This window comes from Prevotella sp. P6B4 (assembly GCF_000619985.1).
GTDB lineage: Bacteria > Bacteroidota > Bacteroidia > Bacteroidales > Bacteroidaceae > Prevotella.
Window position 1 is genome coordinate 83,010 of record NZ_JHVE01000007.1, and the last position, 15,189, is coordinate 98,198.

Consider the following 15,189-nt stretch of genomic DNA (forward strand, 5'->3'; position numbering starts at 1 on the left):
TTTCTGCATTTTCTCCTTTTTTTTTGCTACTTTTGCGCCAAAATCACTTAAAATTGCGTGTGTTATGATACTTATTGCTGATAGTGGTAGCACTAAAACCGATTGGATATGTCTTAATCCAGATAATATATCCACCCCGATAGAAGCTCATACGATAGGGCTTAATCCTTTTCATGTGGCAGATGACCATATTCGAAATGTTCTTAATAATGATCTGATGCCTCAATTGGGTGATGTGTCTGTTGATGCTGTGTATTTTTATGGTAGTGGGGTTCGTCCTGAGGTTGAAGGCCGTGTGGAAAATCTGTTGCGTGAATCCTTTGTTGACTCCCAGGTGGTAGAGGCTCATAGTGACCTGTTGGGTGCGGCACGTGCCTTGTGTGGTCGTAGTGAGGGGATCGCTTGTATTCTCGGAACGGGGGCTAACTCGTGCGTGTATAATGGTAAAGAAATTGTTCATAATACGCCTGCTTTGGGGTATATCCTAGGTGATGAAGGTAGTGGTGCAGTATTGGGTAAGCATCTTTTACACGATATCTATACAGGTGTACTCGACTACCAAATACGTGTGTTGTTTGAACGTGAAATGGGATTTGGCTTGTCCGAAATTATCAATAGGGTCTATCGAGAGCCTCAGGCTAATCGTTTTTTGGCGTCATTATCTGAATTTATTTATCGGCACATGGATTATGAGGCCATCCGTCAGTTAGTGTACAATGCATTTAATGATTTTGTTAATTATCATCTTTCACGTTATGCGCGTCGTGACCTGACCGTTTCTTTCGTGGGTAGTATTGCTTGGTATTATCAAGAACAACTCAACCTGATACTCCAGATGCAGGGGTATCAGGTTGGCGTTATATTGAAGAGTCCCTTAGATGGACTTGTAAATTATCATCAGATCTAGTTGATGCCTAAACGCTCTACTTCAAAATCTGCTGCAGAGAACCATTGTGACTTGCAGGCTTTACCACTGAATTTTTGGTCAGTAGTTACACCATAAATAAGTGTGTCGTGTTCCTTGATTTCGACGGTGACAACAACTTTGCTCCAGCCGAATCCGTTACCCATGTTGACGTCTCTTTCTGCTGAGCCCTCAGGGGCGTTTTCCCAGATTTCACCTTCGGTATTGCCGTAATGGGGAATCTCAACAAACTTCAGGACGCTATTACTGGTTGTTTTGGCGAAAATATAACAACCGGGACCTTCGGCACGTGCGCTGCAGATGATGCGATATGTGCCGGCTTCAACTGGTTGACTCTTCTCTGCTTGATACAATTGCTGTCCGTTGGGGTTCCATGCATCCAAGTATGCAACGTCCTGGTCGCCAGTGTAATATTCTCCTTTGCGAACGTAATTGTCAAAACAATTCTCGTGTTTAGTCAGCGACCATCCGTTCTTGCTAAGGTAACTTTTGCTTAGCTCATCCATTTGAATACCCATATAGGAGTTGCGGTCTTCCTGTTTAGCCTCTAATGCATGTTTACTTTCTTTTAATACCGTTTTTGTGGTGGGTATCAATACGCATAGCGATATGCCGAAAACAGCGCCAGTGACAATAAGTTCAATTTTGCCCATGGCTTTGACTCTATTACAAGTGGTGCGGAATAGTACGTGCATCAGTGCGTAAGTAGCGGCCAGTAAAGTAGTTATAAGTGTTACAACGTAGGTGGTCAGTATGCCTGGATTGTTGGTTTCCAACCCGTCTAGCCCGAATCTCTTAAGGGGAAAGGGAAGCTCCATGGTTTCTGGCGCCATTCTGGATCCAATAATCTCCCATGCCAGCATAATCATTGGTATGGCTGCAAATACACCAAATGCTATTGCAATGCCAGCTAAAACTTTTGTACAAATGTAAATAAGATCTTTTTTTCCCATATTTAAAATATAATATGGGGACAAAATTACATATTTATTGTGAATATGTGCCTATGAATTTGGTTGAATTCCCTTGAAATTACATTTTTTTAACAATGTTCGACTTTTTGTTTTTTGTAATATGCCAATTTTGTTGTGTTGTCTTGGTTGGTTTACTTTCTCTATCATTAGTTGTTTATTATTTCTAACTAATATGTGTATTTTACAACTTTTTTTTGGATAAGTGAATTACTTTGTCGGGAAAATGGTGGAAAAGTGTAATGATTGAGCAAAAAAAAGTATAGCAGTTTGAGAAAGTTGTAGTAACTTTGCAGCGGTAAACTTAAAATTGAATAAAACGACAATCGGTAATTAAAAATGAAAAGGCTACTTGCTTTCTTTTTCTGTGTTGGGGCGGTACTGATGCTGCAGGCGCAGATTCGTGGAAATAGTGTGGTGGTGACCGTGGTGCCCGACCATACTGACTGGCGATACAATACAGACGAAAAAGTGCATTTTACTATAGAAGTGCGCCAGGAGGGAACATTACTTAAAAACGTTGCTATAGATTATGCGATGGGGCCTGAGATGTATCAGAACATCCGCAAAAGCGTGACCCTGAAGGACGGAACCCTGAAGCTGCAAGGCACGATGACGAAACCAGGATTCTATCGTTTGGATGTAACGGCCCATGTGAACGGACAGGATTACCATGGGGCCTGTGGGGCTGCCTTTAATCCTGAAAAACTGCAACCATCGACCGTGATGCCCGAGGATTTTGAGCAGTACTGGCAAAAATCGATCACAGAAGCCCGAAAAACCGACCTGAACCCCACCAAGCGTTTGTTGCTTGAGCGTTGTACCAAGGATGTGAACGTGTACGAAGTAAGCTTTAACAACGAGCGCTGGGGCTCACGTACCTATGGAATTTTATGCGTGCCCGTGCGCGAGGGCAAATATCCCGCTTTGTTGCGTGTGCCAGGCGCTGGCGTGCGTCCCTATGGTGGCGATGTATATTCGGCCTCTCAGGGTGTCATCACGCTTGAGATTGGTATCCACGGCATCCCCGTGACGATGGAGCAGGGTGTGTACGACAATCTGGGCAATGGCGCGTTGCAGGGTTACTGGGAGTTCAATATGGACAACCGCGACAAGCATTACTATCACCATGTGATCATGGGCTGTATCCGTGCGATGGACTATATCGAGCAGTATACCCCCTGGAACGGTGAGAAGGCTGGTGTGACAGGATCGAGTCAGGGTGGATTCCTGACCCTGGTGAGTGCCGGGCTGGATAAACGCATGACCTGCTATGCCCCTGTGCATGCGGCTCTTTGCGATCATACCAACTCGCTGAAAGGGACTGCCTGCGGATGGCCTCATTACTTCTACTGGAACAAAGGCAAGGGGCAGGAGAAGCAAATTGAAACATCGCGCTATTATGATGGCGTGAACTTTGCGCGACTGATTGATGGCAAGCAGAAGGGCTGGTTCTCGTTCGGCTATGACGACGATGTGGTGCCGCCAACAAGTGCGTGGGCTACCTATAATATCGTAAAGGGACCTAAGGAAATCAAACCTTATCAGGCTACCTGGCACTTCTGGCATCAGGAGCAGTGGGACACCTGGGAGGCTTGGTTGCTGAAGGAATTGAAATCGACCACCGCCACCGAGCTGGCCGACAGACTGCAGACCTTGCAGCAGAAAGGCTATATGGCAGGACACCAGGATGACCCGTTCTACGGTATTGGTTGGGCTTACGAGGATGGTAAGAGCGATGTGAAACTAACCGTGGGTGATTACCCGGCTGTGATGGGCTTTGAGTTGGGTGGCATAGAGATGGGTGACGAGAAGAATCTGGATAGTGTACCCTTTACCCGCATACACGATGAGTTGCTGGCCCATGTGAAGCGTGGGGGTGTGGTGACCATCAGTTGGCACCCTCGTAACCCGCTGACAGGTGGCACGGCCTGGGATGTGACCAGTAATAAGGTTGTGAAAAGTATTCTGCCAGGAGGTGTGATGGCAGACAAGTTCAAGTTGTGGATGATGCGTGTGGCCGACTTTATCGAGAGTCTGAAGGATGAAGCAGGACAGCCTGTGCCTATCATCTTCCGCCCCTGGCACGAGAATAATGGCTCGTGGTTCTGGTGGGGCCAGAAACTATGTACCGACAGCGAGTTCAAGGCGTTGTGGAACCTGCTGCAGGATTATATGAACGCGCGTGGGTTCAGTAACCTGTTGTGGAGCTACTCGCCTAACTTGGATGGTGGTTGGACATTGGAGCGTTTTATGCAGCGCTACCCTGGCAACGATCGTGTGACGCTGATAGGTGAGGACGCCTATCAGTGGGGCACTGAGCAGGATTTTATCAAAGCCGTCAACAACGACCTGACCTTCCTGGCTAAGTTTGCAAAAGATAATGGCAAACTTTTGGCCATGACCGAGTGTGGCTTTAAGAATATTCCTGATGCTACATGGTTCGGTAGGGTGCTGAAGCCCCAGATGGATAAGTATCCTATCTGCTATTTCCTGCTATGGCGCAACTACGAAAATGAGTGGTTCGGTCCTGTGCCCAACACGCCTTGTGGCGATGATTATCGCAAAGCATTTAAGAATGCCAAGAACGTGATGTTCTTAGGAGAATGTGATAATTAAAAATGTAAGAATGCAAAAATGCTAAATGATAAAAATTGAAAAATTAAGATATGATCGAATTTGAACAGAAGGTGGCAGCTCTGAGAAAACATCATGAGGAGCTACTGGCCCAGAAAAACGAGCCCCTGGAGTGGGGAAATGGAATTTACGAGAAGTACAAAAATCCTGTGTTAACAGCTGAGCATGTGCCCTTGGAGTGGAAGTACGACTTCAGTGAGCAGGACAACCCGTACCTGATGCAACGTATTATGTGTAATGCCACGCTGAACGCTGGTGCCATTAAGTGGCAGGGTAAGTACTGCTTGGTGGCGCGTGTTGAGGGTGCTGACCGCAAGAGTTACTTTGCTGTGGCAGAGAGTCCCAATGGTATTGATAACTTCCGTTTCTGGGAGGAACCCATCACCATGCCAGATGATGTGGTGCCTGCCACCAATATTTACGATATGCGTCTGACCCAGCATGAGGATGGTTGGATATATGGCGTGTTTTGTGCTGAGCGTCATGACGACTCGCAGCCAGGTGAGCTGAGTGCTGCTACAGCTACTGCAGGTATCGCCCGTACCAAGGATCTGAAAACCTGGTACCGCCTGCCCGATCTGAATACCAAGAGTCAGCAGCGTAACGTGGTGCTGCATCCCGAGTTTGTAAACGGGAAATACGCCTTCTATACTCGTCCGCAGGATGGTTTTATCGACACTGGTAGCGGTGGTGGGATTGGCTGGGCGCTGGTGGATGACATCGCCCACGCTGAAATTAAGGACGAGACGATTATCTACGAGCGCAAATACCACACGATTACCGAGGTGAAGAATGGTGAGGGACCACACCCTATTAAGACGCCTAAGGGCTGGCTACACTTGGCGCATGGTGTGCGTGCCACGGCTGACGGACTGCGCTACGTGCTGTATATGTATATGACGGCTTTGGACGATCCCACGAAAGTGATTGCACGTCCGGGTGGCTACTTCCTGGTGCCTGAGGGTAACGAGTATTATGGTGATGTGATGAATGTTGCTTTTTCCAACGGCTGGATTGCTGATGAGGATGGAAAGGTGTTTATCTACTATGCCTCGGCCGATACCCGCATGCACGTGGCTACATCGACAATCGATAAGCTCATAGATTACTGTATGAACACCCCAGAGGATGGTTACTACACTGCCGCTAGTGTGGAGACTATCAAGAAACTGATTGCAAAGAACAAAAAATGTAAATTGTAAATTATCATGGCTAGTTTAAAAGAAAAAATAGGTTACGCTTTAGGCGATGCGGCGGCTGGTGGTATTACATGGAAAATTATGTCGATTGCCTTCCCGCTGTTTTTTACAAATGTGTTTGGACTGACATTTGCTGATGCGGCAACGCTGATGCTGATTGCACGTATGTTTGATGTGGTGACCGACCCGCTGATGGGTTCGCTCGCTGACCGTACACAGAGCAAATGGGGTACTTATCGTCCCTGGCTGATATTCGGGGCCATCCCCTTCGGACTTGTGTTTGCTCTGCTGTTGTATACACCCGACTTCGGATTGACAGGTAAGCGCATCTGGGCTTATAGTCTGTATCTGCTGATGATGGCCCTGTACACCGCTGTGAACGTGCCTTACGGCTCGCTGCTGGGTGTGATGACCGATGACGACAACGAGAAGAACCAGTTCTCGAGTTTCCGTATGGTAGGTGCCTATGCGATGGGCTTTATCACCCTCCTGTCGTTCCCTTACCTGCAGCGACTGGTGGGTGGTACCGAGCAGCACCAGTATGCAGTACTGGGTGCCTTCTTTGGTGTGATAGCTGCTGCCGGCACCTTGGCTTGCGGCTTCCTGACCAAGGAGCGCCTGAAGCCCGTACGTGCCGAGAAATTCGAGTTCAAGCAGTTTGGCGATCTGTTTAAGAACAAGCCCTGGATTATCCTGACACTTATCGGTATTTGTACGAACTTTTTTAATGGTTTCCGCTACGCTGTGGCTGGTTATCTGTTGGAATACTGTCTGCATGGCGATGTGACGGTGAGCGGACTGATTATCAACTACACCGTGTTTATGACCTTTGGTGAGCTGACTTGTATGATTTTCGGTGGTGTATCACCTAAGTTCACTGAGATTATCGGTTCGAAGCGTAAGGCCTTTATGGCAGCTGCCCTGATTTGTGTAGTTTTTTCGGTGGCTTTCTTCTTCGTGCCCATGGACCCCAGCTATATCTGGGTGATGGTGGCCCTGGTGGTGCTTACCTCGATCGGTATCGGCTTGTATTCGCCCCTGCTGTGGAGTATGTATGCCGATGTGGCTGATTATGCAACCGAAAAGAACGGTACCTCGAGCACCGGATTGATCTTCTCATCGGGTACCATGGCCCAGAAGTTCGGTACCGCCATCTCTGGTTCGCTGGTAGCCCTCTTCTTGGGTCTGGCTGGTGCCAGCATGATTACCGACGACATGGGTAACACCATGGTGGACCCTGCCTCGATTACCGACTCGGTGCTCTCGATGGTATGGAGTCTGTTCTCTCTGTTCCCAGCTATTATTGCCGGCCTGATTATTGTACTGACCTGGATTTATCCGATTAAGAAATGATGGGACAAGTAGATATGCTGAAGCGAGAGATGCAGGATGTGGTGGAGAATAACATCCTGCGTTTCTGGCTCGACCAGATGATGGACTATGAGCATGGTGGCTTTTACGGCAGGATGGACGGCAATGGCGAGTTGCATAAGGATGCCGAGAAAGGTGCCATCCTGAATGCCCGCATATTGTGGGCCTTCTCGGCTGCTTTCCGTGTGCTGAAACATTCGGAGTATCTGGAGGCCGCCACCCGCGCCAAGGACTATATCATTGAGCATTTCATTGATCAGGAGTATGGTGGCGTGTACTGGAGCGTGGATTGCGAGGGAAACCCGCTTGACACCAAGAAGCAGTTCTATGCCATCGGCTTTATGATTTACGGACTCTCGGAATATGCCCGTGCTACGGGCGACAGAGAGGCGCTGGACTATGCGTTTGACCTGTACGACTGTATAGAGGAGCACGCCTTTGACAGTGAGCATAACGGCTATATTGAGGCCTGCACGCGCGAGTGGGGCGAGATAGCTGATATGCGTCTGTCGGATCTGGATGCCAACTACCCCAAATCGCAGAACACCCACTTGCACATTATCGAACCATACACAAATCTTCTCAGATGCTTAAAAGAAGTGCAAGCCCAGGAAAGCTGTGATTATGTGCCTGCTCTAGGTGCTGTGCTGCCTGTTGGTATCAGTGTGCCTCAACAGACCATTAGCGAGGTGAAAGGTTCGCTCAGAAATCTGGTAGATATTTTTACAGATAAGATTCTGAATAAGGAGACCAACCACCTGGACCTGTTCTTCGGGATGGACTGGACGCGAGGGGCCGGACACCTGGAGAGCTATGGGCACGATATCGAGTGCTCGTGGCTGTTGCATGAGGCCGCTCTGGTACTGGGTGATGCCAACGTACTGGCCAAGGTAGAGCCTATTGTACAGTCAGTTGCAGAGGCTTCGGCCAAGGGCTTGCGTCCTGATGGTGCACTGATACATGAGGCCAATCTGGATACAGGGCACGTGGATGACGACCTGCACTGGTGGGTACAGGCCGAGAACGTGGTGGGCTGGTATAATATCTGGCAGCATTTCGGTGATGAAGAGGCTTTTAATCGTGCTGAAAAATGCTGGCATTATATCAAGAAACAGCTGATAGACTTTGAACATGGCGAGTGGTACTGGAGCAGGCATGCTAACGGACTGTTGAACACCACCGACGATAAAGCGGGTTTCTGGAAGTGCCCGTATCACAACACGCGCATGTGTTTGGAAATCATCGAGCGCTCGTAAAAAAATCCGCCAGAGAATTTGGAACTTTGGCGGATTTTTCGTACCTTTGCAACCAATTATGAGAAGATTGATACTATTCGTTGCAATAGCGTTGTGCTATATCGTTGATAGTCAAGCACAAACGCAGTTTAACGAGCGTCCTAAGCTCGTGATAGGAATCGTAGTCGATCAGATGCGTTGGGATTATCTAGGCAGATATTACAATCAGTATCAGGAGGACGGACTGAAGCGCCTCATAAACCAAGGATACTCGTGTAATAACTGCCTTATTAATTATCTGCCCACCGTAACTGCCATCGGACATACCAGCGCTTATACAGGTACAACTCCCGCTTTTCATGGTATTTGCGGTAACGCCTTTTACAAGAATGGCGTGAAAATTAGCAGTTGCGAGGATCACGACGTGACGACCGTGGGCAGCAACAAGAAAGATGCTTCGTCGCCCGTAAACCTGTTGGCCACCACCATTGGCGACCAGCTGCGATTGCATACCGACTTTAAGTCGAAGGTGATTGGCGTGAGCTACAAGGACCGTGCAGCCATTCTGCCAGCCGGACGTAGTGCCAGTGCTGCCTACTGGATTGATACCAAAGCCGGTCAGTTTGTCAGTAGTACCTGGTATATGCAGGAACTGCCACAGTGGGCCAAGGATTACAACGCCCAGCTGAAAAAAAACAAGGAGCTGCAGAAGGTGGGTAAGAACGTAGGACTGTATCCATTGTGTGGTCATATCACTGCTGATATGGCCATTGCTGCTTTAAAAGGCGAACAGCTTGGTAAGGGTGAAGAGACGGATATGCTGTGTATCAGCTTCTCGCAGACAGATGTCATCGGTCATGAGTATAGCACCCGTGGTGAACATACCGACGAGGCCTATCTGGAACTGGATAAGGACATTGCCAAACTGCTGAAGGCTTTCGACGAGCAGGTGGGTGAGGATAACTACCTGGTGTTTCTGACTGCCGACCATGGTGCTGCGCATAACCATCAGTTTATGCAGGACCATAAGCTGAATGGAGGTCCCTTTAAGTGGGACGAGGAATATGTGGTGAATGCGGCTAACCGACTGGGTGTCAGATTCGGTCTGACCAAGAATGTGATTAAGGACTGTCTGGATTACCGCCTGGTACTGGACAAGGACGCAATACGTGAGCAGGGTGTTGATGAACAGAAGCTTCGCGATGGTATCGTAGAGGAGCTGCTGAATACCCCACATGTGGCTTTTGCCTGCGACTTTAAGAAGGCAGCCACAGCACCTATCCCCGCCTTTCTGAAGGAGCGCGTGCTGAAGGGCTATCACCACGACCGTTCGGGTGATATCATCTTCATGCTGGAGCCCGGCTGGTACGGCTTTAACAGCAAATACTCGTCGCCCATCGGTACCACCCATGGCGAGTGGAACCCCTACGATGCCCACATCCCCCTGCTGTTCTACGGCTGGAAGGTGAAGCACGGCGAAACCAGCCGAGAGGTACACATTACCGACATTGCGCCCACCGTTTGTCACAAGCTGCACATACAGCAGCCAAACGCCTGTGTGGGTGAGCCAATCACAGAGGTGATGGGTGAGTAACTACTTGATAATGGAATAATTAAAACATTAATAAATAATTATAGTTAGCTTTTTATGAACTTTACTTTGTTAATTACCGTCTTGGTGACGGCTATTACATTGGTGGTAGCGGCTTACGTGATGGCCAAGCTGTTGGGACCAAGGTCCTACGCAAAGGTCAAAGGTGAGCCGTATGAGAGCGGTATTCCTACCCGCGGCAGCTCATGGTTGCCTGTTTCGGTAGGTTTCTATCTCTTTGCCATCTTGTTCCTCATGTTCGATGTGGAAACGGTGTTTCTGTATCCATGGGCTGTGGTAGTGAAGGAGTTCGGTTCGATGGCATTGCTTAGCATCGGCTTCTTCTTAGTAGTTCTGGTATTAGGCTTGGCTTATGCCTGGCGGAAAGGAGACTTGGAATGGAAGTAAGAAAGCCCCACATCAAGAGCATTCCTTACGAGGAGTGGAACGACAACGAGTCGTTGGAGAAGATTATCGACGAGCTGCATGAGGGTGGTGTGAACGTGGTTACAGGTTCGTTGGACCAGTTGATTAACTGGGGACGTAGTAACTCACTGTGGTCGCTCACCTTTGCTACATCGTGCTGTGGTATTGAGTTTATGGCTTGTGGTTGCTCACGTTACGACTTTGCCCGATTTGGTTTCGAGGTAACACGTAACACACCACGACAGGCTGACCTGATTATGTGTGCAGGTACCATCACCCACAAGATGGCCCCAGCCCTGAAACGCTTGTACGACCAGATGGCTGAGCCAAAGTATGTGATTGCTGTTGGTGGATGCGCCATCAGCGGTGGACCTTTCAAGTCGAGCTACCATGTGGTTAAGGGTATCGAGGAGATTGTGCCCGTGGATGTGTTTATCCCTGGCTGCCCCCCACGTCCCGAGGCCATTATGTATGGTATGATGCAGCTGCAGCGTAAGGTGAAGGTAGAGAAATTCTTTGGAGGTGCTAACCACAAGCAGACCGCTGAGGAGCGCGAACTGGGCGTATCGAACGAGGAGTTGACATTCCGTAACAACCTGGGCGATCATCGCCGCGAGCCAATCGTGGTAACTGCTGTACCCGAGGATTTTGTTAAGGAGTTAAAGAAAGAGGAGGACAAGGCATGAAATTAGAATTTTTGAGTTTTGATTTTGACAAGTTCGCCTCAGAGATGCTGAACTTGAAGAGCAAGAAAGGTTTCGACTATCTTGTGACTATCGTAGGCGAGGATTTCGGTGCTGAAGAGGGGCTGGGTTGTGTGTACATTTTGGAGAACACCAACACCCATGAGCGTTGCTCAGTTAAGCAGCTTGCTAGAACTAAGGTTTGTGGTGATGGCATGTCATCGAATGGCACAGGCGAGACTGATGGTCAACTGATTCCATACATACCTACTGTATCAAATATCTGGAAGGTAGCTGAGTTGCTGGAGCGCGAGGTTTACGATTTCTTTGGCATCGTATTCCTGGGACATAAGGATATGCGTCGCTTGTTCCTGCGTACCGACTTTAAGGGTCACCCCTTCCGTAAGGACTGGGAGTTTAACGATAAGTACACCCTTGAGGACGATGTAGAGCCTAACTACGGACTGGAGTACTATCTGGATAAGGATGGTAACCTGCAGTGCAAGCAGAATAAGTTGTTTGAGGCTGACGACTATGTGATTAACATCGGTCCTCAGCACCCTGCTACCCATGGTGTGCTGCGTTTGCAGACTGTGTTGGACGGTGAGACCGTAAAACGTATCTATCCTCACTTTGGTTATATCCATCGTGGTATCGAGAAGATGTGGGAGGGTATGACCTATCCTCAGACACTGGCGCTGACCGACCGACTGAACTACCTGGGTGCCATGCAGCATCGTCATGCACTGGTAGGTGTGATTGAAGAGGCCATGGAGGTTGAGCTGACCGACCGTATCAAGTATATCCGTACCATTATGGATGAGTTGCAGCGTTTGGACAGTCACCTGCTGTACACTTCGTGTGTGGCTCAGGACTTGGGTGCACTCACTGCCTTCCTGTACGGTATGCGCGATCGTGAGCATGTACTGAACTGTATGGAGGAGACCACCGGTGGACGTCTGATTCAGAACTATTATAGAATAGGTGGACTGCAGGACGATATCGATCCTAATTTTGTATCAAACGTAAAGGCACTGGTGAAGTATCTGCGACCCATGATCAAAGAGTATATGGATGTGTTTGGTGATAACGTGATTACCCACAACCGACTGGAGAAGTGCGGACCAATGAGTCTGGAGGACTGTATCTCGTATGCAGTAACCGGTCCTGCTGGACGTGCTTCGGGTTGGAAGAGCGATGTGCGTAAGAATCACCCATACGATATGTACGACAAGGTAGAGTGGGAGCAGTGCACACTGACTGGTTGCGACTCTATGGACCGCTACCTGGTTCACATCAACGAGATGTACCAGAGCTTGAACATTATCGAGCAGCTCATCGACAATATTCCTGAGGGCGACTTCTACGTGAAGCAGAAGCCTATCATCAAAGTGCCCGAGGGCCAGTGGTACTACTCGGTTGAGGGTGTAGCTGGTGAGTTTGGTGTTTATCTCGACTCTCGTGGCGACAAGAGTCCATACCGCATGAAGATGCGCCCAATGGGACTTTCGCTGGTAGGTGCTTTCGACCCCATGCTGCGTGGTCAGAAGATTGCCGACCTGATTGCCACCTGTGCTGCCATTGACGTTGTAATTCCTGATATCGACCGATAGTCGAAATGTAATAATGTAAAAATGTAAAAAGTAAAGATTATGTTTGACTTTTCTATATTTACAACATGGTTCGACGCTCTCCTGCGCGATACACTCGGCTTGGGAGATTTCTGGTCGATATTGATTGAATGCGTGCTGGTTGGCGCAGGTATCCTGGCTGGATATGCGCTGATTGCCATGCTGATGATTATGATGGAGCGCTGGGTATGCGCTTATTTCCAGTGCCGACTGGGACCTACCCGTGTAGGTTTCCATGGTACCCTGCAGATTTTTGCCGATGTACTGAAGATGCTCGTGAAGGAGATCTTCTTCGTGGATCGTGCCGATAAGCTGCTGTATGCTGTAGCTCCACTGCTGGTAATCATTGCTTCGGTAGGTACATTCAGCTTCCTGCCTTGGAACAATGGTGCCCATGTGCTTGACTTTAATGTAGGAATCTTCCTGGTAACAGCCATCTCATCGATTGGTGTGGTAGGTATCTTCCTGGCTGGTTGGGGTTCGAACAACAAGTACTCGGTGGTTTCGGCCATGCGTGCTGCTGTTCAGATGATCTCGTATGAGATGTCGCTCTGCCTCTGCCTGATTACTGCTGTGATCCTGACAGGTACCATGCAGATGAGTGGTATCGTGGAGGCTCAGACAGGTGCCTTTAAGTGGTTAATTTTCCAGGGGCATATCCCTGCTATCATCGCCTTTGTGGTGTTCCTGATTGCAGGTAATGCCGAGGCTAACCGTGGCCCGTTTGATATGGCTGAGGCTGAGAGTGAGTTGACTGCCGGTCACCACACTGAGTACTCGGGTATGGGCTTTGGTTTCTTCTACCTGGCTGAGTTCCTGAACCTGTTTATCATCGCAGGACTGGCTTCGGCTGTATTCCTGGGTGGTTGGGCGCCTATCAACATTGGTGTGGATGCCTTTGATACAGTGATGAACTATATCCCTGGTATCGTATGGTTCTTTGGCAAGACCCTGCTGGTGGTATGGTTGCTGATGTGGGTGAAGTGGACTTTCCCACGTCTGCGTATCGACCAGATCCTGAAGCTGGAGTGGAAGTACTTGATGCCTCTGGGACTTATCAACCTGGTAATTATGACTGTTGTTGTGGCCCTGGGCCTATATATTAAATAAGGTATAGCAATGGAAGATAACAAAACATATTTCGGAGAAATCGGACACGGCCTGAAGACTTTGGCTACAGGTATGAAGATTACTTGGAAGGAGTATTTCAAGGATTTCTTCACCAATAAGTCGACAGAGCAGTATCCCGAAAACCGCAAGACTACACTGCACGTATCAAAGCGTCACCGTGGTCGCTTGACCTTTAAGCGCAACGAGGATGGCAGCTACAAGTGTACTGCTTGCACATTGTGCGAAAAGGCCTGTCCTAACGGAACCATCAAGATTACTGCCCACATGGCCGAGGATCCTGAGACAGGTAAGAAAAAGAAGGTGCTGGATGATTACGCGTACGACCTGGGCGACTGTATGTTCTGCCAGTTGTGTACCAATGCCTGCAACTTCGACGCCATCGAGTTTACAAACGACTTTGAGAACGCTGTGTTCGACCGTTCTCGTCTGGTACTGCACCTGAACGAGGAGGTTTACGCTGGTGGCTCGCTGCCCAATCTGATTGAGGGTGGTGCCGAATGGCTGGTCGGTAAGTTTAACACTAAAACCAAGTAACGCATTATGGGTAATACAGTTATGTTTATCATTCTCGCGGTATTCATCATTGCTTCGGCACTGATGTGTGTGACCACGACGAAGATTATGCGAGCCGCAACATTCATGTTGTTTGTGCTCTTTGGTGTAGCAGGCATCTATTTCCTGCTGGATTACACCTTCCTTGGAGCCGCTCAGATTAGCGTATATGCCGGTGGCGTTACGATGATCTATGTGTTTGCCATCCAGTTGGTAAGCAAGCGTACCCTTCAGGGTTTGGAGGAGCGAGTTAAGAGTAGCAAGATGATTACTGGCGCCCTGGCTGCTTTGGCCGGACTGGTGGTAGTAGGCCTGATTCTGCTTAAGACTGGTTTCTATACACAGGAGATTGCCGGCGTAGAGGTACCTATGAAGAAAATCGGTACTGCTCTCGTTGGTTCGGGTAAATATCAGTATGTACTGCCTTTCGAGTTCATCTCAGTATTCCTGCTGGCATGTATCATCGGTGGCTTGGTTGTAGCAAGAAAGGAGGATAAAGCATGATTCCAGTAGAATGTTATTTCGCACTGAGTGCCCTGTTGTTCTTTATCGGTGTATATGGTTTCACCACGCGTCGCAACCTGATTGCCATGCTCATCTCGGTTGAGCTGGTACTCAACGCCGTTGATATCAACTTTGCCGCCATCAACCGTTTGCTTTATCCAAACGGTATGGAGGGCATGTTCATGACACTCTTCGTGATTGGTGTAGCTGCTGCCGAGAGTGCAGTTGCCATCGCCATTATCATCAACGTGTATCGCAAGTTCAAGAGCGACAGCGTTGAGGCTATCAAGAATATGAAACGATAAGTAGTAATTGAAAATTGATAATTGAAAA

14 protein-coding genes are annotated in these 15,189 nt (G+C 48.6%); 13 read left to right on the top strand and 1 reads right to left on the bottom strand.

Annotated elements, in window-relative coordinates; genetic code table 11:
* Positions 1 to 64 precede the first annotated feature (64 nt).
* The gene (locus T491_RS0106290; RefSeq protein WP_028903138.1) at positions 65 to 907 is read left to right on the top strand and encodes a hypothetical protein; all 843 of its coding nucleotides are present in this window, start codon (positions 65 to 67) and stop codon (positions 905 to 907) included.
* Here T491_RS0106290 and T491_RS0106295 read toward each other — a convergent pair.
* Positions 904 to 1,878 carry a hypothetical protein gene (locus tag T491_RS0106295; protein ID WP_028903139.1) on the bottom strand — a complete coding sequence of 325 codons (975 nt, stop codon included), beginning with the start codon at positions 1,876 to 1,878 and terminating at the stop codon, positions 904 to 906. The genes T491_RS0106290 and T491_RS0106295 overlap by 4 nt on opposite strands.
* Before the next feature lie 357 nt (positions 1,879 to 2,235).
* Here T491_RS0106295 and T491_RS18250 point away from each other — a divergent pair, with 357 nt between their 5' ends.
* Genes T491_RS18250 through nuoK form a run of 12 tightly spaced genes read left to right on the top strand, consistent with a single transcriptional unit; the run spans position 2,236 to position 15,161 of the window.
* Positions 2,236 to 4,515 carry a glycosyl hydrolase gene (locus T491_RS18250; RefSeq protein WP_197018810.1) on the top strand — a complete coding sequence of 760 codons (2,280 nt, stop codon included), beginning with the start codon at positions 2,236 to 2,238 and terminating at the stop codon, positions 4,513 to 4,515.
* A gap of 50 nt (positions 4,516 to 4,565) precedes the next feature.
* Positions 4,566 to 5,735, top strand: coding sequence for a glycoside hydrolase family 130 protein (locus T491_RS0106305; RefSeq protein WP_028903140.1), 1,170 nt, complete (start codon positions 4,566 to 4,568; stop codon positions 5,733 to 5,735).
* A 6-nt stretch (positions 5,736 to 5,741) separates the two neighbouring features.
* Positions 5,742 to 7,085 (top strand): MFS transporter, encoded by a 1,344-nt coding sequence (locus tag T491_RS0106310; RefSeq protein WP_028903141.1) that lies wholly within the window; start codon positions 5,742 to 5,744, stop codon positions 7,083 to 7,085.
* Positions 7,082 to 8,359 (top strand): AGE family epimerase/isomerase, encoded by a 1,278-nt coding sequence (locus T491_RS0106315; RefSeq protein ID WP_028903142.1) that lies wholly within the window; start codon positions 7,082 to 7,084, stop codon positions 8,357 to 8,359. The genes T491_RS0106310 and T491_RS0106315 overlap by 4 nt, the downstream gene beginning before the upstream one ends.
* A 58-nt stretch (positions 8,360 to 8,417) precedes the next feature.
* Positions 8,418 to 9,932 carry an alkaline phosphatase family protein gene (locus T491_RS0106320; RefSeq protein ID WP_028903143.1) on the top strand — a complete coding sequence of 505 codons (1,515 nt, stop codon included), beginning with the start codon at positions 8,418 to 8,420 and terminating at the stop codon, positions 9,930 to 9,932.
* A gap of 54 nt (positions 9,933 to 9,986) precedes the next feature.
* Positions 9,987 to 10,337, top strand: coding sequence for an NADH-quinone oxidoreductase subunit A (locus T491_RS0106325; RefSeq protein WP_028903144.1), 351 nt, complete (start codon positions 9,987 to 9,989; stop codon positions 10,335 to 10,337).
* Positions 10,328 to 11,041 carry an NADH-quinone oxidoreductase subunit B gene (locus tag T491_RS0106330; RefSeq protein WP_028903145.1) on the top strand — a complete coding sequence of 238 codons (714 nt, stop codon included), beginning with the start codon at positions 10,328 to 10,330 and terminating at the stop codon, positions 11,039 to 11,041. The genes T491_RS0106325 and T491_RS0106330 overlap by 10 nt, the downstream gene beginning before the upstream one ends.
* Entirely contained in the window at positions 11,038 to 12,651 is a 1,614-nt protein-coding gene (locus tag T491_RS0106335) for an NADH-quinone oxidoreductase subunit C (RefSeq protein ID WP_028903146.1), read from the top strand. The genes T491_RS0106330 and T491_RS0106335 overlap by 4 nt, the downstream gene beginning before the upstream one ends.
* A 39-nt stretch (positions 12,652 to 12,690) precedes the next feature.
* Positions 12,691 to 13,779, top strand: a complete 1,089-nt coding sequence (gene nuoH / locus T491_RS0106340; RefSeq protein ID WP_028903147.1) for an NADH-quinone oxidoreductase subunit NuoH — start codon at positions 12,691 to 12,693, stop codon at positions 13,777 to 13,779.
* 9 nt (positions 13,780 to 13,788) lie between these two features.
* Positions 13,789 to 14,334: a 4Fe-4S dicluster domain-containing protein gene (locus T491_RS0106345; RefSeq protein ID WP_028903148.1), complete on the top strand. Its 546-nt coding sequence runs from the start codon at positions 13,789 to 13,791 to the stop codon at positions 14,332 to 14,334.
* A gap of 6 nt (positions 14,335 to 14,340) precedes the next feature.
* Positions 14,341 to 14,856: an NADH-quinone oxidoreductase subunit J gene (locus T491_RS0106350; RefSeq protein WP_028903149.1), complete on the top strand. Its 516-nt coding sequence runs from the start codon at positions 14,341 to 14,343 to the stop codon at positions 14,854 to 14,856.
* Positions 14,853 to 15,161, top strand: a complete 309-nt coding sequence (gene nuoK, locus T491_RS0106355; protein ID WP_028903150.1) for an NADH-quinone oxidoreductase subunit NuoK — start codon at positions 14,853 to 14,855, stop codon at positions 15,159 to 15,161. Before T491_RS0106350 ends, nuoK begins: the two co-directional genes overlap by 4 nt.
* Positions 15,162 to 15,189 lie beyond the last annotated feature (28 nt).

What these genes read in the sequence shown, in the direction of transcription:
- nuoK (WP_028903150.1), top strand. Translation starts at nt 14,853, where the DNA reads ATGATTCCAGTAGAATGTTATTTCGCACTGAGTGCCCTGTTGTTCTTT.
- T491_RS0106305 (WP_028903140.1), top strand. Translation starts at nt 4,566, where the DNA reads ATGATCGAATTTGAACAGAAGGTGGCAGCTCTGAGAAAACATCATGAG.
- T491_RS18250 (WP_197018810.1), top strand. Translation starts at nt 2,236, where the DNA reads ATGAAAAGGCTACTTGCTTTCTTTTTCTGTGTTGGGGCGGTACTGATG.
- T491_RS0106335 (WP_028903146.1), top strand. Translation starts at nt 11,038, where the DNA reads ATGAAATTAGAATTTTTGAGTTTTGATTTTGACAAGTTCGCCTCAGAG.
- T491_RS0106315 (WP_028903142.1), top strand. Translation starts at nt 7,082, where the DNA reads ATGATGGGACAAGTAGATATGCTGAAGCGAGAGATGCAGGATGTGGTG.
- T491_RS0106330 (WP_028903145.1), top strand. Translation starts at nt 10,328, where the DNA reads ATGGAAGTAAGAAAGCCCCACATCAAGAGCATTCCTTACGAGGAGTGG.
- T491_RS0106325 (WP_028903144.1), top strand. Translation starts at nt 9,987, where the DNA reads ATGAACTTTACTTTGTTAATTACCGTCTTGGTGACGGCTATTACATTG.
- T491_RS0106295 (WP_028903139.1), bottom strand. Translation starts at nt 1,878, where the DNA reads ATGGGAAAAAAAGATCTTATTTACATTTGTACAAAAGTTTTAGCTGGC.
- T491_RS0106320 (WP_028903143.1), top strand. Translation starts at nt 8,418, where the DNA reads ATGAGAAGATTGATACTATTCGTTGCAATAGCGTTGTGCTATATCGTT.
- T491_RS0106350 (WP_028903149.1), top strand. Translation starts at nt 14,341, where the DNA reads ATGGGTAATACAGTTATGTTTATCATTCTCGCGGTATTCATCATTGCT.
- T491_RS0106345 (WP_028903148.1), top strand. Translation starts at nt 13,789, where the DNA reads ATGGAAGATAACAAAACATATTTCGGAGAAATCGGACACGGCCTGAAG.
- T491_RS0106290 (WP_028903138.1), top strand. Translation starts at nt 65, where the DNA reads ATGATACTTATTGCTGATAGTGGTAGCACTAAAACCGATTGGATATGT.
- T491_RS0106310 (WP_028903141.1), top strand. Translation starts at nt 5,742, where the DNA reads ATGGCTAGTTTAAAAGAAAAAATAGGTTACGCTTTAGGCGATGCGGCG.
- nuoH (WP_028903147.1), top strand. Translation starts at nt 12,691, where the DNA reads ATGTTTGACTTTTCTATATTTACAACATGGTTCGACGCTCTCCTGCGC.